The 19,379-nt window shown below is 62.6% G+C and carries 21 protein-coding genes; 10 read left to right on the forward strand and 11 right to left on the reverse strand.

Going from position 1 to position 19,379, the window contains the following annotated elements; translation table 11 throughout:
* The first annotated feature begins 113 nt into the window (after nt 1–113).
* Nucleotides 114–1,139, forward strand: a complete 1,026-nt coding sequence (gene rlmF / locus ACTJKT_RS03355; RefSeq protein WP_440786176.1) for a 23S rRNA (adenine(1618)-N(6))-methyltransferase RlmF — start codon at nt 114–116, stop codon at nt 1,137–1,139.
* A 102-nt stretch (nt 1,140–1,241) separates the two neighbouring features.
* Here the strand turns inward: rlmF and ACTJKT_RS03360 are convergent, their stop codons facing one another.
* Nucleotides 1,242–1,523, reverse strand: coding sequence for an HU family DNA-binding protein (locus ACTJKT_RS03360; protein ID WP_007932138.1), 282 nt, complete (start codon nt 1,521–1,523; stop codon nt 1,242–1,244).
* Nucleotides 1,524–1,919: 396 nt separating this feature from the next.
* Here ACTJKT_RS03360 and yejK point away from each other — a divergent pair, with 396 nt between their 5' ends.
* Both yejK and ACTJKT_RS03370 read left to right on the forward strand, forming a co-directional pair.
* The gene (gene yejK, locus ACTJKT_RS03365; RefSeq protein WP_440786177.1) at nt 1,920–2,924 is read left to right on the forward strand and encodes a nucleoid-associated protein YejK; all 1,005 of its coding nucleotides are present in this window, start codon (nt 1,920–1,922) and stop codon (nt 2,922–2,924) included.
* The gene (locus ACTJKT_RS03370) at nt 2,924–3,289 is read left to right on the forward strand and encodes a glutaredoxin family protein (RefSeq protein WP_440786178.1); all 366 of its coding nucleotides are present in this window, start codon (nt 2,924–2,926) and stop codon (nt 3,287–3,289) included. Before yejK ends, ACTJKT_RS03370 begins: the two co-directional genes overlap by 1 nt.
* An 89-nt stretch (nt 3,290–3,378) precedes the next feature.
* On the opposite strand, the gene ACTJKT_RS03375 is transcribed toward ACTJKT_RS03370, so the two are convergent.
* The 5 genes from ACTJKT_RS03375 to ACTJKT_RS03395 all read right to left on the reverse strand — a co-directional run bounded on the left by ACTJKT_RS03375 (nt 3,379) and on the right by ACTJKT_RS03395 (nt 7,312).
* Nucleotides 3,379–4,314: a glutathione S-transferase family protein gene (locus ACTJKT_RS03375; protein WP_440786179.1), complete on the reverse strand. Its 936-nt coding sequence runs from the start codon at nt 4,312–4,314 to the stop codon at nt 3,379–3,381.
* 84 nt (nt 4,315–4,398) lie between these two features.
* A complete protein-coding gene (locus tag ACTJKT_RS03380; protein ID WP_440786180.1) occupies nt 4,399–4,722 on the reverse strand; it encodes a GIY-YIG nuclease family protein in 324 nt (107 codons plus the stop codon).
* 51 nt (nt 4,723–4,773) lie between these two features.
* Nucleotides 4,774–5,244: a nuclear transport factor 2 family protein gene (locus tag ACTJKT_RS03385; protein WP_440786181.1), complete on the reverse strand. Its 471-nt coding sequence runs from the start codon at nt 5,242–5,244 to the stop codon at nt 4,774–4,776.
* Between the two features lie 99 nt (nt 5,245–5,343).
* A complete protein-coding gene (locus ACTJKT_RS03390) occupies nt 5,344–6,663 on the reverse strand; it encodes a CynX/NimT family MFS transporter (protein WP_440786182.1) in 1,320 nt (439 codons plus the stop codon).
* Nucleotides 6,653–7,312, reverse strand: a complete 660-nt coding sequence (locus ACTJKT_RS03395; RefSeq protein WP_440786183.1) for a FadR/GntR family transcriptional regulator — start codon at nt 7,310–7,312, stop codon at nt 6,653–6,655. Before ACTJKT_RS03395 ends, ACTJKT_RS03390 begins: the two co-directional genes overlap by 11 nt.
* Before the next feature lie 165 nt (nt 7,313–7,477).
* On the opposite strand from ACTJKT_RS03395, the gene ACTJKT_RS03400 reads away from it, so the two are divergent.
* Nucleotides 7,478–7,789, forward strand: coding sequence for a type II toxin-antitoxin system MqsR family toxin (locus ACTJKT_RS03400; protein WP_440786184.1), 312 nt, complete (start codon nt 7,478–7,480; stop codon nt 7,787–7,789).
* Complete coding sequence (locus ACTJKT_RS03405) at nt 7,786–8,259, forward strand: type II toxin-antitoxin system MqsA family antitoxin (protein WP_440786185.1); 474 nt, start codon at nt 7,786–7,788, stop codon at nt 8,257–8,259. Before ACTJKT_RS03400 ends, ACTJKT_RS03405 begins: the two co-directional genes overlap by 4 nt.
* Before the next feature lie 59 nt (nt 8,260–8,318).
* Here ACTJKT_RS03405 and ACTJKT_RS03410 read toward each other — a convergent pair whose 3' ends face one another.
* From ACTJKT_RS03410 to ACTJKT_RS03425, 4 genes are all read right to left on the reverse strand, one after another.
* Nucleotides 8,319–9,083, reverse strand: a complete 765-nt coding sequence (locus tag ACTJKT_RS03410; RefSeq protein ID WP_009047107.1) for an amino acid ABC transporter ATP-binding protein — start codon at nt 9,081–9,083, stop codon at nt 8,319–8,321.
* A gap of 10 nt (nt 9,084–9,093) precedes the next feature.
* Nucleotides 9,094–10,191: an amino acid ABC transporter permease gene (locus ACTJKT_RS03415; RefSeq protein ID WP_440786186.1), complete on the reverse strand. Its 1,098-nt coding sequence runs from the start codon at nt 10,189–10,191 to the stop codon at nt 9,094–9,096.
* A 10-nt stretch (nt 10,192–10,201) separates the two neighbouring features.
* Nucleotides 10,202–11,383, reverse strand: a complete 1,182-nt coding sequence (locus ACTJKT_RS03420; RefSeq protein WP_440786187.1) for an amino acid ABC transporter permease — start codon at nt 11,381–11,383, stop codon at nt 10,202–10,204.
* 65 nt (nt 11,384–11,448) lie between these two features.
* Entirely contained in the window at nt 11,449–12,477 is a 1,029-nt protein-coding gene (locus tag ACTJKT_RS03425; RefSeq protein WP_440786188.1) for an amino acid ABC transporter substrate-binding protein, read from the reverse strand.
* A 468-nt stretch (nt 12,478–12,945) separates the two neighbouring features.
* On the opposite strand from ACTJKT_RS03425, the gene ACTJKT_RS03430 reads away from it, so the two are divergent.
* From ACTJKT_RS03430 to ACTJKT_RS03450, 5 genes are all read left to right on the forward strand, one after another.
* On the forward strand, nt 12,946–13,602 hold the full coding sequence (locus ACTJKT_RS03430) for an alpha/beta hydrolase (protein WP_440786189.1): 657 nt from the start codon (nt 12,946–12,948) through the stop codon (nt 13,600–13,602).
* Between the two features lie 95 nt (nt 13,603–13,697).
* The gene (gene rhlB, locus ACTJKT_RS03435) at nt 13,698–15,176 is read left to right on the forward strand and encodes an ATP-dependent RNA helicase RhlB (protein ID WP_440786190.1); all 1,479 of its coding nucleotides are present in this window, start codon (nt 13,698–13,700) and stop codon (nt 15,174–15,176) included.
* A 215-nt stretch (nt 15,177–15,391) separates the two neighbouring features.
* Nucleotides 15,392–16,345: an ornithine cyclodeaminase family protein gene (locus ACTJKT_RS03440; protein ID WP_440786191.1), complete on the forward strand. Its 954-nt coding sequence runs from the start codon at nt 15,392–15,394 to the stop codon at nt 16,343–16,345.
* Between the two features lie 139 nt (nt 16,346–16,484).
* The gene (locus ACTJKT_RS03445) at nt 16,485–17,612 is read left to right on the forward strand and encodes an NAD(P)/FAD-dependent oxidoreductase (protein WP_440786192.1); all 1,128 of its coding nucleotides are present in this window, start codon (nt 16,485–16,487) and stop codon (nt 17,610–17,612) included.
* Between the two features lie 86 nt (nt 17,613–17,698).
* Nucleotides 17,699–18,325, forward strand: a complete 627-nt coding sequence (locus ACTJKT_RS03450) for a helix-turn-helix transcriptional regulator (RefSeq protein ID WP_440786193.1) — start codon at nt 17,699–17,701, stop codon at nt 18,323–18,325.
* 75 nt (nt 18,326–18,400) lie between these two features.
* On the opposite strand, the gene ACTJKT_RS03455 is transcribed toward ACTJKT_RS03450, so the two are convergent.
* Nucleotides 18,401–19,177: an ABC transporter substrate-binding protein gene (locus ACTJKT_RS03455; RefSeq protein ID WP_028681710.1), complete on the reverse strand. Its 777-nt coding sequence runs from the start codon at nt 19,175–19,177 to the stop codon at nt 18,401–18,403.
* Between the last annotated feature and the right edge of the window lie 202 nt (nt 19,178–19,379).

Here is a 19,379-nt window from a genome sequence, read left to right on the forward strand (position 1 = left end):
TGTGCCAGGGATAACGCTTCGCGGGCAAGCCTCGCTCCTACAGAGGCCACGCGGCCCGGGCAGATATGGGACAATGCCCGCCACTTTGAGCCATACCCGAACCGATTTCGCCCATGACCGCCCCCCGCCCTCCCAAAACTCCGCGCAAAAAGCCTCAACCCGCTGCCCCGGCCAAGGCCGTCGCGCCACGGGAAAAGGCCAGCCTGCACCCGCGCAATCGCCATCAAGGCCGCTACGACTTTCCACAGCTGATCAAGAGCACCCCGGAGCTGGGGGCTTTCGTGATCATCAACCCTTACGGCAAGGAGAGCATCGATTTCGCTAATCCAGCGGCGGTGCGGGTGTTCAACCGGGCGTTGCTCAAAGCCTTCTACGGCATCGCCCATTGGGACATTCCGGCCGACTTCCTCTGCCCCCCGGTACCCGGTCGCGCCGATTACCTGCACTTCCTCGCCGACCTGCTGGCCGCGCATAACGAAGGTGTAATTCCCCGCGGCGCGGCAGTGCGGGTGCTGGACATCGGGGTCGGCGCCAACTGCATCTACCCGCTGATCGGCCACTCCGATTACCGCTGGCAGTTCCTCGGTTCCGACATCGACACCACCGCCCTCGCCGCCGCCAGGGCCATCGTCCAGGCCAACGGCCTGAACAAGGCCATCGGCCTGCGCCAGCAAGCCAACCGCAAGCAGATCCTGCTGGGGCTGCTGGAAAGCGACGAGCGCTTCGACCTGACCCTGTGCAATCCGCCGTTCCATGCCTCCCTGGAGGAAGCCACCCGCGGCAGCCAGCGCAAATGGCGAGCCCTGGGCAAGGCCGATCCCAAGCGTAAGCTGCCGGTGCTGAACTTTGGCGGCCAGGCGGCGGAGTTGTGGTGCGAGGGTGGCGAAGCGCGCTTCGTGACCCAACTGATCGGCGAAAGCGCCCAGGTGGCGCAACAGGTGTTGTGGTTCAGCACCCTGGTGTCGAAAGCCTCGAACCTGCCGGCGATTCAGGCCGCGCTGAAAAAGGCCGGGGCGCTGGAGAGCCAGGTGGTGGAGATGTCACAGGGGCAGAAACAGAGCCGCTTCGTCGCCTGGACCTTCAAGGACAAGGCACAGCAACAGGCCTGGCGCCAGGAGCGTTGGGTTCAGAAGGGATAGATGCGAGGGGAAAAACGGCGATTTACCTTGCGTAAATCGTTGTGCTCTCAAAGCCTAAAAACCGTGCCCGGAAGTGTTCCGAGGCACGGTCTTACTGCAGTCTTACTTGTTGATCGAGTCGGTCAGGCCTTTAGCCACAACCAGCTTGATAACTTTCTTGGCAGCGATTTCGATGGCAGCGCCAGTCGATGGGTTACGGCCAGTACGGGCAGGACGCTCGGTCACTTTCAGTTTGCCGATACCTGGCAGAGTGATTTCGCCGCCATTTTCCAATTGATCAGCAACGATTTGGGCCAGTTGGTCCAGAGCGTTACGCGCGGTGGTTTTCGGCGCGTCGATAGCTTCAGCGATATCAGCGATCAGTTGGTCTTTAGTAATAGCCATTGTGGTGTTCCTTCCCTATCAAATTCATTTGGATTGCATGAGTGCAGTGTCAGCCATCGAGCCAGATCTTGTGGATCTGGCACCCCGGTCACAACCACGAAAGATCGGGGTTATAGATACCGAAATCAGGGTTTGGTTCGACCTGACAAATGCTGAATGCACGCTTAACGCCGAGACATCGCGTAAGACGGGGCAAAACTAGCACAGAGACGGGGAAATATCCGCCTCTACCTAGCCATTTGGTCAGCTTTATTGCTCTAAATCCGTAAAAAAATGCATAAGCTTGACCCAGGCCGCCTTCCCCCCCCTTCAAACAGCGCCAAAACCAGCAGGTGCGGTACACTGGGCACTTTTTCAGGGAGCCACGCCCTCTCCCGCCAACCAGCCGAGAAGCCCATGCCGATCCGCCATTGCATCGTCCACCTGATCGACAAAAAACCCGACGGCACACCCGCAGTCCTGCACGCCCGCGATTCCGAACTGGCTGAATCCGCGGCCATCGAGAACATGCTCGCCGATCTCAACGAAAGCTATAACGCCAAGCAAGGCAAAGCCTGGGGACTGTTCCACCCGGAGTCCGGCGCGTTTCCCTTCAGCGGCTGGCTGAAGGAATACCTCGAGGGCGGCCAGGACTTCACCGCCTTCAGCCGCGTCGCGGTCGAGCACCTGCAAAAGCTGATGGAAGAATCCAACCTGTCGGTCGGCGGCCATGTGCTGTTCGCCCACTACCAGCAAGGCATGACCGACTACCTGGCCATCGCCCTGCTGCACCACAGCGAAGGCGTGGCGGTGACCGACGAGCTGGACGTGACCCCGTCCCGCCACCTGGACCTGGGCCAGCTGCACCTGGCCGCGCGGATCAACGTCTCCGAGTGGCAGAACAACAAGCAGTCGAAACAGTACATCTCCTTCATCAAGGGCAAGAACGGCAAGAAAGTCTCGGAGTACTTCCGCGACTTCATCGGCTGCCAGGAAGGCGTCGACGGCCCGGGCGAGACCCGTACCCTGCTCAAGGCGTTCAGCGATTTCGTCGAAAGCGAAGACCTGCCGGAAGACTCCGCCCGGGAAAAGACCAAGGCCCTGGTGGACTACGCCAGCAGCCAGGCCAAGCTCGGCGAACCCGTGGGCCTGGAAGAGCTCTCGGAGCTGATCGACGAGGACCGCCCCAAGGCGTTCTACGATCACATCCGCAACAAGGACTACGGCCTGTCGCCGGAGATCCCGGCGGACAAGCGCACCCTCAACCAGTTCCGCCGCTTCACCGGCCGCGCCGAAGGCCTGTCCATCAGCTTCGAGGCGCACCTGCTGGGCTCGAAGATCGAGTATGACGAAGAAGCCGGGACCCTGATCATCAAGGGCCTGCCGACCCAACTGACCGATCAGCTCAAGCGCCGTAACTGATGCTGCAGGGCGTGCTGAAGAAGTTCCTGCTGATCCTGCTGGTGGTCGTGGCGTACCAGAACTGGGGCAAGCTCGAGCGCCTGTTCAACCCCTCGCAGGTTGCCTCGGAGCAGGTCCGGGCCAATGCCCGGGTGGTGCTCTACGCCACCGACTGGTGCGGCTACTGCAAGGCCACCCGGCGCTTTCTCGATCAGAAGGGCATTGCCTTTCGCGAGTTCGATATCGAGAAAGATGCCGAGGCGCGCAAGGCTTATGAAGCCCTGGGTGGACGAGGGATTCCGATCCTCGATGTGAATGGCACGCTGATCCGAACCTACGATCCGGACGGCATCCTCGCCGCCCTGGAATCCCCCCACCCGCTATAGGAACGAAGCGTACTCGCGATGGCAGCAACGCGAAGTGCCTGAGACACCGCGTTATCCTTCATCGCGAGCAAGCTTCGCTCCTACGAGGGTCATTGCGCTTCGATGCGAAAGCCCAGACGCGGGAAGTGCACATGCACCAACCCGCCGCGAGGGTCTTCGCGACGCAGGATCAACTCCTCGCGCCCGGCGAACAGCAGCTCCCCCTCTACCGGATCGACGCCATAGTCGGTCGCCGCAATCCGCACCCGCTGGCCAGACTGGAAACCGTTCGGATCGATGAAGACTTCATCCGGCAAGGCTGCCGGTATAGCCCTGCGCGCCACTTCCAGCGCCTCTTCGGAGGTCATGGCACTCGAAGCGCCATGGCCGAAACCCAGCACCCGGGCCAGCCACGCCGCCACCGCCGGATAGGCGTCCACCAGCGGTGCGGTCACCGGCGTACCCTTGAGAAACCACAGGGGGTGGGCCATGGCGAAGTCGGCAATCGACGGATCGCCGAACAGGAAGTCGCCCTCCTCGCGCTGCAACTGCTGCTCCAGGCGCGCCATCAGCGTCGGCCATTGATGCTTGGCCAACTCCAGCGACACCCGGGTGGAACTGCCGCCGCTGAACAGCCCGGCGCGGTCGGCCATGAAGGCCTTGACCGCTTCCGGCGGCAAATGGCCGAAACGCACGGCCGCCGACTCCGGCTGGAACACCAGGCTCACCGCATGCTGGAAGACCACCGAATCGGCCCAGGCCGCGAAGGTCGCGCTGACCATTTCCCGGCCTTCGGGAAACAGTGCCGGCGAGGCCTTTTCCTGCTCCAGGCGTCGGGCGATCAGTGCCGTGTCGCAATAGATATCGGCGCCGACCTGCAACACCGGGGTCTTGCGGTAACCGCCAGTGAGCGCGGTGAGATCGGGCTTGGGCATCACCGGCGAGATCTTCACCGAACGCCAGGACAAGCCCTTGAAACCCAGCAACAGCCGGGCTTTTTCCGCGAAAGGAGAGGTCGGGTAATGATGCAGAATCAATTCTGACATGCTGGGGTTCCACCGGATAAGTAGGAAGAACCAGCTTAGCGCGCAAACTCCTGACAGCCCACCGATCTGCCTGATGGCAACCTATCAGTCAGCTTGATAAGCCACGACGGCCGAGGCCACCAGGCATTCCTTGGCACTTTTCCGGAGTTTCTTGATCAGCCGTTCCTGGCGCAGGGCTTCGCTCTTGTCGCGGCAGGCTTCGGTGTAGACCAGCGCGACGGCCGGGCTGGAGAGGAAGAAGCGCGCGCCCTTGCCGCTCTGGTGCTTGGCAAAACGCTTGACCGGGTCGTCGCTGATGCCGCAGTACAAGGCGCCGTTGGCGGCGCGCACCAGGTAGACGAACCAGGGTTTGCTCACCACGGGTACAGGTTCGGAATCGCTGGCGGAGGATTGGCTGGGGCGGGTCACGGGGTTCGCGGCTTGTGGATAACAAGCCGCGATCTTACCAGAGGCAAGGATTCAGCGGCCGGCCTGGAAGGCTTTCAGGCCTTTGCGGGCCTGGGCGCGCACGGCGTTTTTCAGCAGCGGGGTCCAGCCGAGGATCAGGCCCTTGGTGCCCAGGGCCTGGCGGGCCCAGCGCCACATATTGAAATGATCGTGGTGCTCGCAGATCTTGCCGTCACGGAACACGAAACGCGCCTGGATATCGTTGACCACAGTATGGCCGGTCTGGCTGAACAGGTAAGTCGCCACCCAGTGGGCTTCGCCGCTGCGCTCGTCGGCACGGACCTTGTCGAAGGTCAGGGAGAAGTCCTTGGCCCGGGTGGTGAGCATGCGCCACATGTCACCGGCATCGCGGCCGCGCAGTTCGCCGAACGCCGGATCACTGAACAGCACATCCTCGGTGTAGCAGGCGGCCATGGCCTCGGCATCCAGGCGCTGGAAGGCGCTGTAGAACTCAGTGATCAAGGCGCGGTGGGCGTCACTCATGAAACAGGCTCCGACTCAGGGAAAGATGCCTGCACGATAGTCTGCAAACCCGGGAAACACTATCGGCATTCGCCGCGCAAATACCGACAGTGGGACGGATCAGATTTTTTCGCTTTCGACCTGCACGTAGCGCGAACGCCCGGCGCCCAGGCCGGCGACTATGGCTCCCAGGCCGATCACCGCGAAAATCCAGCCCAGGGCGGTCCAGCCACCGGTCCAGTCATGCACCAGGCCGACCGCGAACGGGCCCATGGAGGCCAGGGTATAGCCGATGCCCTGGGCCATGCTCGACAGGTTGGCGGCCACATGGGCGTCCTTCGAACGCAAAACGATCAGGGTCAGCGCCAGGCTGAAGGTGCCGCCCTGCCCCACGCCCAGCAGGATCGCCCAGCCCCACAGGCCGTCGATCGGGGCATACAGGCAGCCGAACAGGCCGCCGAGGGTGAGCAGCATCACCACCACGATCGCCAGGCGCTGGTCCTTGCCTCGCGTTGCGAGCCAGGGCGCGGCCAGCGAACTGGCGAGCTGGACGATCACCGAGCCGGACAGCACCAGCCCGGCCTGGGTCGGGCTCAGGCCACGGCCGATAAGAATCGACGGCAGCCAGCCGAACACGATGTAGGCCAGCGAGGATTGCAGGCCCATGTACAGCGTCACTTGCCAGGCCAGCGGATCGCGCAGCAAGCCGCGCACCCGATAGGCCACATGGTGCGCGCCCTGCCGCTTGCCGACCTGGGGCAGCCAGAACAGCGCCGCCGCCAGCGCCGGCAGCACCCAGAAGCCGAGGCCCAGCGCCCAGCTGTTATCGAAGTGCTGGCTCAAGGGCACGGTCGCCCCGGCGGCCATCGCCGCGCCCAGGCACAGGGCCATGGTGTAGACCCCGGTCATGGTGCCCGCGTGCTTGGCGAAGTCGCGCTTGACGATGCCCGGCAGCAACACCCCGATCACCCCGATGCTGGCGCCACCGAGGATGCTACCGGCGAACAGCCCGACGTCCCCCAGGGAACTGCGCAGGATGATCCCGCACGCCAGCGTCAACAGGATGCCGAGCACCACCCGCTCGGCACCGAAGCGCCGCGCCAGCACCGGGGCCAGGGGCGCGAACAGCCCCAGGCAGAGCACCGGCAAGGTGGTCAGCAGGCCGGCCTGGGCCGCCGACAGCCCGAGGCTGCGCGACACCTCGCTGAGCAGCGGCGCCATGCTCGACAGCGCCGGGCGCAGGTTCAGCGCCACCAGGATCAGCCCCAGCAGCAACAGCCACGGGCGGCGTGGGGCCGGGTGGCTCTGCTGGACCTCGGCATCGTCGGCCTCGGCGTCGATCAGCAGTTCTTCGAGCTCGGCCTCGCGTCGAGGGACAGCTATAGGTGGCGGGTTATTGGCCTGGTGGCTGGACATGGTGCTCTCGGTCTCAAGGTTCATTGATCAATTGCCGGGAAATGGCCTTGGCCCGCTCCGGGTCGCGCTGCTCGACGGCATCCAGCAGGTCGATGTGCAGATCGAACACGGCCTGGCGCCGGGGATTGATACTCAGGGTCTGGCGCAATTGCGCGCCGACCACGCTGGAGAAATAGCGGTACAGCTCGCTGAGGGTGGGGTTATGCGCGGCGTCCACCAGGCGCCCGTGAAACACCAGGTCACAGGCGATATAGCTCTCCAGATCGCCGTGATAGTGATCGCCGCTGCGGGCCAGGGCTTCGCGCAATTCCAGCAGGTCCTGGTCGGTACGTCGCAGGGCCGCCAGGCCGATGGCCTCCGTCTCGATGATCTGCCGGGTTTCGCGCGCCTGCTCCAGGGAGCATTGGGACAGGGCCTTGAGGGTGTCCAGCGGATCGACCAGCGCGCGCAGGTAACTGCCGTCGCCCTGGCGAATCTCCACCAGGCCGGAAAACGCCAGGACCCGCATGGCCTCGCGCACGGTATTGCGGCTGATGCCCAGCTCCGCCGCCAGCTCCGGCTCGGTCGGCAGGCGCTGGCCGATGCTCCATGCACCGTCATTGATGCGCTGGCGCAGCTGTTCCAGGGCCTGATCGACCAGGGAGCGTTTAATCAAAGGAGAAATTTCTGTCATATGCAGTCGCCTTTTCATCCAATCATCGGATGAATTTTTTTGGCATATTAGTCAGCTTCGCGTGGGTGAACAACAAAGCCGGTGCACGCAGGTAGCAAACGGAAAGGAAATCCGATTGCCAAAAAAACCCTTTAAGGGTAATTTCATCTCAACTCCAGGTGTCTTATGGAAAAGCACACACCTCATTACGACCTGTCGGTGATCCAGGCGGATGTCGCGCGGCTAGGGGCAGCAGCCTTTACCCGAACCGCCCTGGTCAGCGGCCGGCACCTCGGTTTGACCTGCCGGGACATGCAGCAGGTGATTGCCGGGCTGCAAGGGAAAATGCTCTGCAAGTCGATGACCAGTTATCTCGATCAGCGAATCTGGCAGGACGTGTATTACACCCACGTCGATTCCGTGGAGCTGTACATCAAAGTCACGTACCGCCCCGGCGGCGGTCCCCCAGTGATCTCCTTCAAGGAGAAACACCCATGAAGCAAAGACAATGCGTCAGTTGCGGTGCCCCGGCCGGCATGCAGCCGTTCAACAATCGCAGCGAGCTGATCGATTACAAGCACATGCTGCGGCAGGTCGACGGCCTTGATGGCTGGGAGTGCCAGGCCTGTGGGGAAGTCGAGTTCGACGCGGCCAGCGCCGAACGCTACGCCAGCGCCGGCGACCAGTTGCTGGAGGACTGCCGGCAGTTCATGGCCAGCGAGATGAAGCGCATCCGCCGCAAGCTGCACCTCTCGCAGAAGGAGGCGGTGAAGCTGCTCTCCGGCGGCGGGCATAACGCCTTCTCCCGCTACGAACGCGGCGAGGTCGCCCCGCCCCAGCCGCTGTTCATGCTGATGCGCCTGCTCGATCGTCATCCCGAATTGATGGCCGAGGTGCATGCCCTCAGCGCGCAGCAGGAGTCACAGCCAGCGGCAAGCGAGCCCGACCTGCGTCTCGCGACTTCATGAACGCCGGGCAAAAATAAACCCGGCGCCAGGCCGGGTTCATTTTCAAGCCAATGCCTGGATCAGTGCAGGATCTGGCTCAGGAACAGCTTGGTCCGCTCGTTCTGCGGGTTGTCGAAGAAGTCGTTCGGCGCCGCCTGTTCGACGATTTCGCCCTTGTCCATGAAGATCACCCGGTTGGCCACGGTACGGGCGAAGCCCATTTCGTGGGTCACGCAGAGCATGGTCATGCCGTCTTCGGCCAGGCCGATCATGGTGTCCAGCACCTCTTTCACCATCTCCGGGTCGAGGGCCGACGTCGGTTCGTCGAACAGCATGATCTTCGGCTTCATGCACAGCGCCCGGGCAATCGCCACACGCTGCTGCTGGCCGCCGGAGAGCTGGCCCGGGTACTTGTTCGCCTGCTCCGGAATGCGCACGCGCTCCAGGTAATGCATGGCGATTTCCTCGGCCTTGCGCTTGGGCATCTTGCGGACCCACATCGGCGCCAGGGTGCAGTTCTGCAGAATGGTCAGGTGTGGGAACAGGTTGAAGTGCTGGAACACCATGCCGACTTCACGGCGGATCGCTTCGATCTGCTTGAGGTCGTTGGTCAGCTCCACGCCATCGACCACGATGCGGCCCTGCTGGTGTTCTTCCAGGCGGTTCAGGCAGCGGATGGTGGTGGACTTGCCCGAGCCCGAAGGCCCGCACAGGACGATGCGCTCGCCCTGCTTGACGTTGAGGTTGATGTCCTTGAGCACGTGGAACTGGCCGTACCACTTGTTCACGCCCTGCATCTGAATAATGCCTTCAGGGCCCACAGGCTTTTTGATCGCTTCACTCATGGAGATACTCCTAACGCTTGTGGCCTGTGTCCAACTTACGCTCCAGATGCATGGAGTAGCGGGACATACCAAAACAGAAAATCCAGAACACCAGGGCCGCGAAGACATAACCTTCGGTGGCCATACCCAGCCATTTCGGGTCGGCGGCGGCTTGTTTCACGCTGTTGAGCAGGTCGAACAGGCCGATGATGATCACCAGGCTGGTGTCCTTGAACAGGGCGATGAAGGTGTTGACGATGCCGGGAATCACCAGCTTCAGGGCTTGCGGCAGGATCACCAGGCCCATGCTGCGCCAGTAGCCCAGGCCCATGGCCGCGGCCGCTTCGTACTGGCCCTTGGGAATCGCCTGCAGACCGCCGCGCACCACTTCGGCGATGTAGGCCGACTGGAACAGGATCACCCCGATCAGCGCCCGCAGCAGCTTGTCGAAGTTCATGCCTTCAGGCAGGAACAACGGCAGCATCACCGAGGACATGAACAGCACGGTGATCAACGGCACGCCACGCCAGAACTCGATGAAGGTCACGCAGACCACCCGAATCGCCGGCATGTTCGAGCGCCGTCCCAATGCCAGCACGATGCCCAGCGGCAAGGCGCCGACGATGCCGACAGTGGCGATCACCAGGGTCAGCATCAGGCCGCCCCATTGACTGGTCGCCACGTTGCTCAGGCCGAAATAACCACCGTGCAGCAGGCTGTAGGCAATGATCGGGTACAACACCAGGAAGCTCAGGCCATAGATGGCCTTGTGCGGAACCCGGGCGATGAACAAGGGCGCCACGCCAATCACCGCCAGCCACACGGTCAGGTCCACGCGCCAGCGCAGGTCCACCGGGTAGTAGCCGTACATGAACTGGCCAAAGCGCTGCTGGATGAACACCCAGCAGGCGCCTGACTGGGTGCAGTCGGCACGGGTGGTGCCCACCCAGTTGGCGTCGAAGATCGCCCAGCTGAGGATCGGCGGCACCACCAGGTAGATCAGGTAGAAGGCGAACAGGGTCAGCAGGGTGTTGATCCAACTGGAGAACATGTGTTCCCGCATCCACGCCACTATCCCGATGCTGCTGCTCGGTGGTGGCATGTCGGGTTTGAAAGTATGAGTGCTCATGCGCGTTTCCTCACCGCTCGATCAGCGCAATGCGCTTGTTGTACCAGTTCATCAGCAAGGAAATGCTGATGCTGATCGCCAGGTACACGCTCATGGTGATGGCAATGACTTCGATGGCCTGGCCGGTCTGGTTGAGCACGGTACCGGCGAACAGCGAAACCATTTCCGGGTAGCCGATACCGGCCGCCAGGGACGAGTTCTTCGCCAGGTTCAGGTATTGGCTGGTCAGCGGCGGAATGATCACTCGCAAGGCTTGCGGGATGATCACCTTGCGCAGGGTCGGACCGTTGCGCAGGCCGAGGGAACGGGCCGCCTCGGTCTGGCCATGGCTCACCGACTTGATCCCCGAACGCACGATCTCGGCGATGAACGCCGCGGTGTAGACGGTCAGGGCCAGGGTCAGGGCCAGCAGTTCCGGAATCAGCACCCAGCCGCCGACGAAGTTGAAGCCCTTGAGTTCCGGCATTTCCCAATGCACCGGAGCGCCGAAAACCAGCGTGCACAGCGCCGGGATCGCCAGGAACAGGCCCAGGCCGACCCAGAACTTGTGGAACGGCACGCCGGTTTCTTCGAAGCGCTTGGTGGCCCAGCGGCTCATCAGCACGACGGCGACGATGGCCACCACTATGCTGATCACGAACGCCCAGAAGCCGTCGGCCACCAGGGCCGCCGGCATGTTCAGGCCGCGGCTGCTGACGTAGAAGGTGTCACCGAAGTTGTGGCTGTTACGCGGCCCCGGCATGGTCAGAAACACCGCGAAATACCAGAACAGGATTTGCAGCAGCGGCGGAATGTTGCGGAACACTTCCACATACACGGTCGCCAGTTTGCTGATGATCCAGTTCTGCGACAGACGCGCCACACCGATGATGAAACCGAGGATGGTCGCCAGGATCACGCCGATGAAGGTGACCAGCAGGGTGTTGAGCAGGCCGATCACGAACACCCGGGCATAGCTGTCCGCTTCGGTGTAGGAGATCAGGTGCTGAGCGATGCCGAAGCCGGCGCTGCGCTCGAGAAAGTCGAAACCGGAAGTAATCCCCCGGTGCGCGAGGTTGGTTTGAGTGTTGTTGAACAGGAACCAGCCCAGCGAGATCACCGCGACAATCGTGACGATCTGGAATAACCACGCACGCACTCGTGGATCGCTGAGACTGAGCCTCTGCTTTGGTGCGCCGATTGAATTTTGCATGAAGTGCCCCAGGAATAATGGAACAGAACATCACCCGGTGGTTGGCCCACCGGGTGATAGAACCATCAGCGCACAGGTGGTGCGTATTGAATGCCGCCGTTGTTCCACAGCGCATTCAGGCCGCGGTCGATGGCCAGTGGAGTGCTCTTGCCGAGGTTCTTCTCGAACACTTCACCGTAGTTGCCGACTTGCTTGACGATCTGTACTACCCAGTCCTTCGGCAGCTTCAGGTCCTTGCCGTATTCACCGTCGGCGCCCAGCAGACGAGCGACGTCCGGGTTCTTGGTGGACTTGGCTTCGGCCTCGACGTTTTTCGAGGTGATGCCGGCCTCTTCGGCATTGAGCATGGCGAACAGGGTCCACTTGACGATGCTGAACCACTCTTCGTCGCCTTTACGCACCACCGGGCCCAGGGGCTCCTTGGAGATGGTTTCCGGCAGCACGACGTAGTCGGTCGGGGTCGCCAGCTTGCTGCGCTGTGCGTAGAGCTGGGACTTGTCGGAGGTCAGCACGTCGCAACGGCCGGATTCCAGCGACTTGGCACTTTCATCGGAGGTGTCGAAGGTGATCGGGGTGTATTTCAGGCCGTTGCCACGGAAGTAGTCGGACACGTTCAGCTCGGTGGTGGTACCGGCCTGAATGCAGATGGTCGCGCCGTCCAGTTCCTTGGCGCTCTTCACGCCCAGCTTGTTGTTCACCAAAAAGCCGATGCCGTCGTAGTAGGTCACGCCGGCGAACACCAGGCCCATGCCCGAATCGCGGGAGCTGGTCCAGGTGGTGTTGCGCGACAGTACGTCGATCTCGCCCGATTGCAGCGCGGTGAAGCGCTCCTTGGCATTCAACTGGCTGAATTTCACTTTGGTCGCGTCGCCGAATACCGCGGCGGCCACGGCGCGGCAGACGTCGGCGTCGATGCCGAGGATCTTGCCGGTGGCGTCCGGTACCGAGAAGCCCGGCAGACCGTCGCTCACACCGCACTGCACGAAACCTTTCTTCTGCACGGCATCCAGGGTCGCACCCGCCTGTGCGAAGCCGCTCATGCCCAGAGCCGCGGCGGCCGTGACGACAGCCAGGGTGGATTTCAACATCTTCATTCAAACCTCCAGTTTTGCTCTTGTTGTGTCGGAGCTTGAGTCCTGCCGCACCCTTATGAGGCGCTGTTGACCCGTGTTGGCTTTTTATGGGGTCAAGCGGCGTAGGACTTTAGCTATGAGTCTAGTAGGAGAAAATCCATTTAAGAGAAAAACCCATACTCACCAAGCGACCGAACGGGCTGTAGCCCTTGCATGTTCGCGAAGCCCATAGCGGCCACTGGCGAACGTCCATCATCGGATCTTTGCTATCCCACACCCGCCAGTAGCCTGATAGTGTTACCGGCAGGGTGAACGCAATCACTTCACGCAACGGCTATAGCAAAGCCCGTACCAGAGTGCCGGCCAAAGCGGTTCTGGCAGGGGTCAAGAGCAAAACTTGCAGCCTTGCGACATCTTCTTCACTGATCAACCGACCGCGCACCTCGATCACGCACCGCTTGGGCGCGTGCGCACATATTTGGAGCAACCATGACCGAGCCCTTGATTCTTCAGCCCAGCAAGCCCGTCGACGCCTGTGTGATCTGGCTTCATGGCCTGGGCGCCGACCGCTACGACTTCCTGCCGGTGGCCGAAGCGCTGCAGGAAAGCCTGCTGACCACCCGCTTCGTCCTGCCCCAGGCACCGACCCGCGCCGTGACCATCAATGGCGGTTATGCCATGCCCAGCTGGTACGACATTCTGGCCATGAGCCCGGCGCGCGCGATCAACCGCGAACAGCTGGAAGAGTCGGCAAAACGCCTGAGCGACCTGATCGAAGAACAGCGCGCCAGCGGAATAGACCCTTCGCGGATTTTCCTCGCCGGTTTTTCCCAGGGTGGCGCGGTCGTCCTGCACACCGCCTTCCTTAAATGGCAGGGTCCGCTGGGTGGCGTACTTGCCCTCTCCACCTATGCCCCGACCTTCAGCGAGGAACTCGAACTCTCGGCCAGCCAGCAGCGGATTCCGACCCTGTGCCTGCACGGCCAGTACGACGAAGTGGTGCAGAACTCCATGGGCCGCACCGCCTACGAGTACCTGAAGCACCATGGTGTCACCGCGACCTGGCATGAATACCCAATGGGGCACGAAGTGTTACCCGAAGAAATTCGCGATATCGGCGCCTGGCTCGGCGAGCGTTTGCGCTGAATCGATAAGTTCGGTAGCCCGTTGAGCAATCCACTACGCCGCGCCCGATTCTTGCATTACACTGCCCGGCGTACATTCCTTAACCAATTGATGAGATGACCGTGCTCAAAGCACTCAAGAAAATCTTCGGTAAAAGCGAGGCTGAGCAGCTCGCGCCAGGCTCCAGCCCATCTTCCTCCAGCCCCAGCAGCCGTACCGACGGCCATCAGCCGGAACGGACCGCGCCTGCCCCCGTGGCCAAGCAAGAGCCGGTGACCCCAGCCGCCCCGACGGCCCAGACCGCGCCGCGCAGCGACAAGCCCAAGGCCGAACAGCCGCGCCGCCCACGCGCACCGAAACCACCGGTGAGCACCTGGAAACTGGAAGACTTCGTCGTCGAACCCCAGGAAGGCAAGACCCGCTTCCACGACTTCAAACTCGCGCCGGAACTGATGCACGCGATCCACGACCTGGGTTTCCCCTACTGCACGCCGATCCAGGCCCAGGTACTGGGTTTCACCCTGGCCGGCAAAGACGCCATCGGCCGCGCCCAGACCGGCACCGGCAAGACCGCCGCGTTCCTGATCTCGATCATCACCCAGCTGCTGCAGACCCCGCCGCCGAAAGAGCGCTACATGGGCGAGCCGCGGGCGCTGATCATCGCGCCGACCCGCGAACTGGTGGTGCAGATCGCCAAGGATGCGGCCAGCCTGACCAAATACACCGGCCTCAATGTGATGACCTTTGTCGGCGGCATGGACTTCGACAAACAGCTCAAGCACCTCGAAGCCCGCCATTGCGACATCCTGGTGGCCACCCCGGGCCGCCTGCTGGACTTCAACCAGCGCGGCGACGTGCACCTGGACATGGTCGAAGTGATGGTGCTGGACGAAGCCGACCGCATGCTCGACATGGGCTTCATCCCCCAGGTACGCCAGATCATTCGCCAGACCCCGCCGAAAAGCGAACGCCAGACCCTGCTGTTCTCCGCCACCTTCACCGACGACGTGATGAACCTGGCCAAGCAGTGGACCACCGACCCGGCCATCGTCGAGATCGAAGCCGAGAACGTGGCCAACGCCAATGTCGAACAGCACATCTACGCGGTGGCCGGCGCCGACAAGTACAAACTGCTGTACAACCTGGTCAACGACAACGGCTGGGAACGGGTCATGGTCTTCGCCAACCGCAAGGATGAAGTGCGGCGCATCGAAGAACGCCTGGTACGCGACGGCGTGAACGCCGCCCAGCTGTCCGGCGACGTGCCGCAGCACAAGCGCATCAAGACCCTGGAAGGCTTCCGCGAAGGCAAGATCCGCGTGCTGGTGGCCACCGATGTCGCCGGTCGCGGCATCCACATCGACGGCATCAGCCACGTGATCAACTTCACCCTGCCGGAAGTGCCGGACGACTACGTGCACCGTATCGGCCGTACCGGCCGGGCTGGCGCCGACGGCGTGTCCATCAGCTTCGCCGGCGAGGACGACTCCTATCAGCTGCCGTCGATCGAGGCGCTGCTGGGCCGCAAGATCAGCTGCGAAATGCCGCCGACCGAGCTGCTGCGCCCTGTGGAGCGTAAACGCCCAAAAACCTGAGCAGAGTTGTTGTAGGAGCGAAGCTTGCTCGCGATGAACGATAACGCGCAGCGTCAGCAATGACGCCTCGCGGGCAAGCCTCGCTCCTACAGATACAAGCCTGTCCGCAAAAAACGCAGCCCGACCACAGGCTGCGTTTTTTTTCGCCTGGATATTGCCCGACAAAACTAAAAGTCCATAATGGACAAATTAGTTTATTTCTTGGGAGCACCCGCATGTCCAGCACGCCTTGCGTGATTACCCAGCCTCAAGCCCGCCAGTTGCTGGCGCAGGTCGACGTCCCGCAGATCCTGCGCAAGCTGTTCCACGACCTGGCCGCCGGGCTTGCCGTGCAGCCGGCGCAGCAACTGGTGGAATTTCCCCAGGGCGCCGGGGACTTCATCAACTACTTGGGCGTGCTGGCCGAAGACCGGGTCTACGGGGTCAAGACCTCGCCCTATATCGTCCGCGCCGAAGGCCCGCTGGTCACCGCCTGGACCCTGCTGATGTCGATGGACAGCGGTCAGCCGCTGCTGCTGTGTGACGCTGGCGAACTGACCACCGCGCGCACCGCGGCCACCACCGCCGTGGCCGTCGATGCCCTGGCGCCGGCCGCTGCCCAGCACCTGGCGATCATCGGCAGCGGCCCCGTGGCCCAGGCGCACCTGCATTACGTGAAAGCCCTGCGCGAGTGGCAATCCATCCGCCTGTACTCCCCTGGCCTGGCCGGCAAACCCGCCGAGGACATCGCGCGCCTCAAGGCCCTCGACCCACGCCTGCAGATCGTCAACCAGCTCGATGACGCCCTGCAGGACGCCGACGTCATCATGCTCTGCACCTCTTCAGCCGCCCCGGTGATCGACCCGCGAACCTTGCACAAGCCGGCGCTGATCACCTCCATCAGCACCAACGCGCCGCGGGCCCATGAAGTACCGCCCGCCGCGCTGAAGGACATGCAGGTGTATTGCGACTATCGTCAGACCACCCCCGGCTCGGCCGGCGAGATGCTGATCGCCGGCGAACGGCATGGCTGGGACAAGGCCGAGATTCTCGGCGACCTGCCCGAACTGCTCAGCGACCTGGCCCAACGACCGGAGCCGGGGCGCCACGTGTTCTTCCGCTCCATCGGCCTGGGCCTGGAAGACATTGCCCTGGCCAATGCGCTGTACCACTTGCAGTGCGCTCACTGAATACCAATGGAACACCTGTAGCAGCGAAGCTTGCTCGCAATCGACGGCCCCGAGCGAACCACGGTGACGGGCTCAAGATCGATCGCGGGCAAGCCTCGCTCCTACAGAAGCGCGTTATCCCCTTTTTACGGAGGCTCGAATGACCCAGGCAGACTTCATCATCATCGGCGGCGGCATCGCCGGGGCATCCACCGGCTACTGGCTGTCGCGCCATGGCCGAGTGCTGGTGCTGGAACGCGAATCGCACCCGGCCTACCACTCCACCGGGCGCTCCGCGGCGCTCTATACCGCGGCCTATGGCACGCCCCAGGTGCGCGCCCTGACCCTGGCCAGCCGGGATTTTTTCGATGCCCCGCCGGAAGGTTTCTGCGAACACCCGCTGCTGAGCCCGCGCGGCGAAATGACCGTGGACTTCACCGGCGACCCCACCGAGCTGAACAACCAGTACCTGAGCGCCAAGGCCACGGTGCCGGAGATGCAGTTGCTGAACGCCGACGAAGCCTGCGCGCGCCTGCCGATCCTGCGCCGCGAGAAAGTCCACGGTGCCCTCTACGACCCAAGCGCCAGCGACATCGACACCGACGCCCTGCACCAGGGTTACCTGCGCGGCATCCGGCGCAACCAGGGCGAGGTGCGTACCGACTGTGAAGTGCTGGGACTGAGCCGTGACGAACAGGGCCAGTGGCAGGTCCAGACCGCCGGCCAGACCTTCAGTGCGCCCATCCTGATCAACGCCGCCGGTGCCTGGGCCGATCAGGTCGGCGCCATGGCCGGCGCCCAGCCCCTGGGCTTGCAGCCGAAACGCCGCGCGGCCTTTATCTTCGCCGGGCCTGAAGGCGTCGATATTCATCACTGGCCGATGCTGGTGAGCCTGGACGAGTCCTTCTACATGAAGCCCGACGCGGGCATGTTCCTCGGCTCGCCGGCCAACGCCGACCTGGTAGAGCCCCACGACGTGCAACCGGAAGAGCTGGACATCGCCATGGGCATCTACCAGATCGAAGAGGCCACCACCCTGACCATTCGCCGCCCGACCCGGACCTGGGCCGGCCTGCGCAGTTTCGTCAGCGACGGCGACCTGCTGGCCGGCTTCGACACAAAGGTACCGGGCCTGTTCTGGGTCGCCGCGCAAGGCGGCTACGGCATCCAGACCTCGCCGGCCATGGGCCAGGCCAGCGCCGCCCTGGTGCGTGGCGAAGCCTTGCCCGAGCAACTGGTGCGCTTTGGCCTGGACGCCGCCATGCTCTCCCCTGCCCGTCTCGGCTGACCCGTTCAGGTGACGCGCCCGGACTATTGCGGCACACTCGCAGCGCCCTGCCTTGCAGGGCGCTGACACCGCCTGGAGAACCACCCATGACCGCACCCGCGCAGGACCCTGCCCTGGACAACTTCCGGGCGATCGCCGACGCCATCGCCACGCTGTTCTTCCCCCATGCCGAGGTGGTGCTCCACGACCTGCGCACGCAGAAGATCGACTACATCGCCAATAACATCTCCAAGCGCGAAGTGGGCGACGATGCGGCCCTGGACGACATGCTCGGCGAGGACAGCAACGAGCGGAATATCGGCCCCTATGAAAAGCTCAACTGGGACGGCCAGAAGATCCGCAGCCTCAGCAGCGTGCTGCGCGACAGCAACGGCCAGCCGCTGGCGGTGCTGTGCATCAACCTGAATATTTCGCTGTTCGAGAATGCCAAGGCGGCGCTGGACCTGTTCCTCTCGCCGAGCAAACTGATCCCGCAACCGGACTCGCTGTTTCGCGATGACTGGCAGGAGCGCATCAACACCTTCCTGCACAACTGGCTGCGCGAGCGGCAGCTGGGCCTCAACCTGCTGACCCGCGAACACAAGCGCGAACTGGTGCTGGCGCTGCACGCCGAAGGCGCGTTCAAGGGCAAGAGCGCCGCCAACTATGTGGCCAACGTGCTGAACATGGGGCGGGCGACGGTGTACAAGCACCTGAAGGAATTGAAGGGCTAGTCCCCTTTGAAAAGCATCGCGGGCAAGCCTCGCTCCTACANCCCGCGATGGCGTCCTCACGAACGCCACATGACATCAGTCGCCGTAGATGTCGGACTTGAAGTACTTCTCGGAAATCTTCTGATATTCGCCACTGGCGCGAATGCCATCGATGGCGGCATTCAACTGGCTGACCAGCTCGGCATTGCCCTTGCGTACCGCAATCCCTGCGCCCTCGCCCACGTATTTCGGGTCCTTCAGCTCCGGCCCGACAAAGGCATAGCCTTTGCCGCGCGGCATCGACAGAAAGTCATTCAGCGGAATGGTGTCAGCGAAAATCGCATCGAGGCGCCCGGCCGCCAGGTCCATGTAGATCTCTTCGTTGTTGCTGTAGCGCTTGACGTTGATGCCCTTGGGCTCGAACACCTCGGTGGCGTAGCGGTCGGTGGTGGTCGCCCGTTGCACGCCGACATTCTTGCCCTTGAGGCTGGCGTACTGGTCATCGACCGTCGCACCTTCCTTCATCACCAGGCGCGAGGAAGTGAAGTAGTACTTGTGAGTGAAGTCGACCGACTTCTTGCGGTCTTCGTTGATGGTCATCGACGACAGCGCCATATCGATTTTCTTCACTTTCAACGAAGGAATCAGGCCGTCGAATTCACCCTCGACCCATAGGCACTTGACCTGCATCTGCGCGCACAAGGCATTGCCGATGTCGTAGTCGAAACCGACGATCTCACCTTTGTCGGTTTTCGAGGCGAACGGCGGATAAGCCGCCTCGATGCCGATGCGCAGGGTTTTCTCGGCGGCGAACAGGCTGCTGCACGCCAACAGGCTAAGGACCAGGCCACTGATGAGGGGGAGTTTCTTCATATTCGTTCTCTCGCGGGTTGTTGTTGGTTTGGCAAGACAGAAGAAAGGAGTGAAAGGGTGAAGCCTTGTTTTGTACTTGTAAATCCATACTGGACTTTTACGTATATTTCGTCAACGGAGCGGACGCGCTTCATCCCGCCTTTGGTCGAGAGGCAGAAATGGGAAAAGCAGGGGAATGGAGAGTGTAGCTGAGGGCCTATCG

Source organism: Pseudomonas sp. 22526 (assembly GCF_052044735.1).
Lineage (GTDB): Bacteria > Pseudomonadota > Gammaproteobacteria > Pseudomonadales > Pseudomonadaceae > Aquipseudomonas > Aquipseudomonas piscium.

Coding starts and splice junctions, on each gene's coding strand:
- rlmF (WP_440786176.1), top strand. CDS start 114: ATGACCGCCCCCCGCCCTCCCAAAACTCCGCGCAAAAAGCCTCAACCC.
- ACTJKT_RS03360 (WP_007932138.1), bottom strand. CDS start 1,523: ATGGCTATTACTAAAGACCAACTGATCGCTGATATCGCTGAAGCTATC.
- yejK (WP_440786177.1), top strand. CDS start 1,920: ATGCCGATCCGCCATTGCATCGTCCACCTGATCGACAAAAAACCCGAC.
- ACTJKT_RS03370 (WP_440786178.1), top strand. CDS start 2,924: ATGCTGCAGGGCGTGCTGAAGAAGTTCCTGCTGATCCTGCTGGTGGTC.
- ACTJKT_RS03375 (WP_440786179.1), bottom strand. CDS start 4,314: ATGTCAGAATTGATTCTGCATCATTACCCGACCTCTCCTTTCGCGGAA.
- ACTJKT_RS03385 (WP_440786181.1), bottom strand. CDS start 5,244: ATGAGTGACGCCCACCGCGCCTTGATCACTGAGTTCTACAGCGCCTTC.
- ACTJKT_RS03390 (WP_440786182.1), bottom strand. CDS start 6,663: ATGAACCTTGAGACCGAGAGCACCATGTCCAGCCACCAGGCCAATAAC.
- ACTJKT_RS03395 (WP_440786183.1), bottom strand. CDS start 7,312: ATGACAGAAATTTCTCCTTTGATTAAACGCTCCCTGGTCGATCAGGCC.
- ACTJKT_RS03400 (WP_440786184.1), top strand. CDS start 7,478: ATGGAAAAGCACACACCTCATTACGACCTGTCGGTGATCCAGGCGGAT.
- ACTJKT_RS03405 (WP_440786185.1), top strand. CDS start 7,786: ATGAAGCAAAGACAATGCGTCAGTTGCGGTGCCCCGGCCGGCATGCAG.
- ACTJKT_RS03410 (WP_009047107.1), bottom strand. CDS start 9,083: ATGAGTGAAGCGATCAAAAAGCCTGTGGGCCCTGAAGGCATTATTCAG.
- ACTJKT_RS03415 (WP_440786186.1), bottom strand. CDS start 10,191: ATGAGCACTCATACTTTCAAACCCGACATGCCACCACCGAGCAGCAGC.
- ACTJKT_RS03420 (WP_440786187.1), bottom strand. CDS start 11,383: ATGCAAAATTCAATCGGCGCACCAAAGCAGAGGCTCAGTCTCAGCGAT.
- ACTJKT_RS03425 (WP_440786188.1), bottom strand. CDS start 12,477: ATGAAGATGTTGAAATCCACCCTGGCTGTCGTCACGGCCGCCGCGGCT.
- ACTJKT_RS03430 (WP_440786189.1), top strand. CDS start 12,946: ATGACCGAGCCCTTGATTCTTCAGCCCAGCAAGCCCGTCGACGCCTGT.
- rhlB (WP_440786190.1), top strand. CDS start 13,698: ATGACCGTGCTCAAAGCACTCAAGAAAATCTTCGGTAAAAGCGAGGCT.
- ACTJKT_RS03440 (WP_440786191.1), top strand. CDS start 15,392: ATGTCCAGCACGCCTTGCGTGATTACCCAGCCTCAAGCCCGCCAGTTG.
- ACTJKT_RS03445 (WP_440786192.1), top strand. CDS start 16,485: ATGACCCAGGCAGACTTCATCATCATCGGCGGCGGCATCGCCGGGGCA.
- ACTJKT_RS03450 (WP_440786193.1), top strand. CDS start 17,699: ATGACCGCACCCGCGCAGGACCCTGCCCTGGACAACTTCCGGGCGATC.
- ACTJKT_RS03455 (WP_028681710.1), bottom strand. CDS start 19,177: ATGAAGAAACTCCCCCTCATCAGTGGCCTGGTCCTTAGCCTGTTGGCG.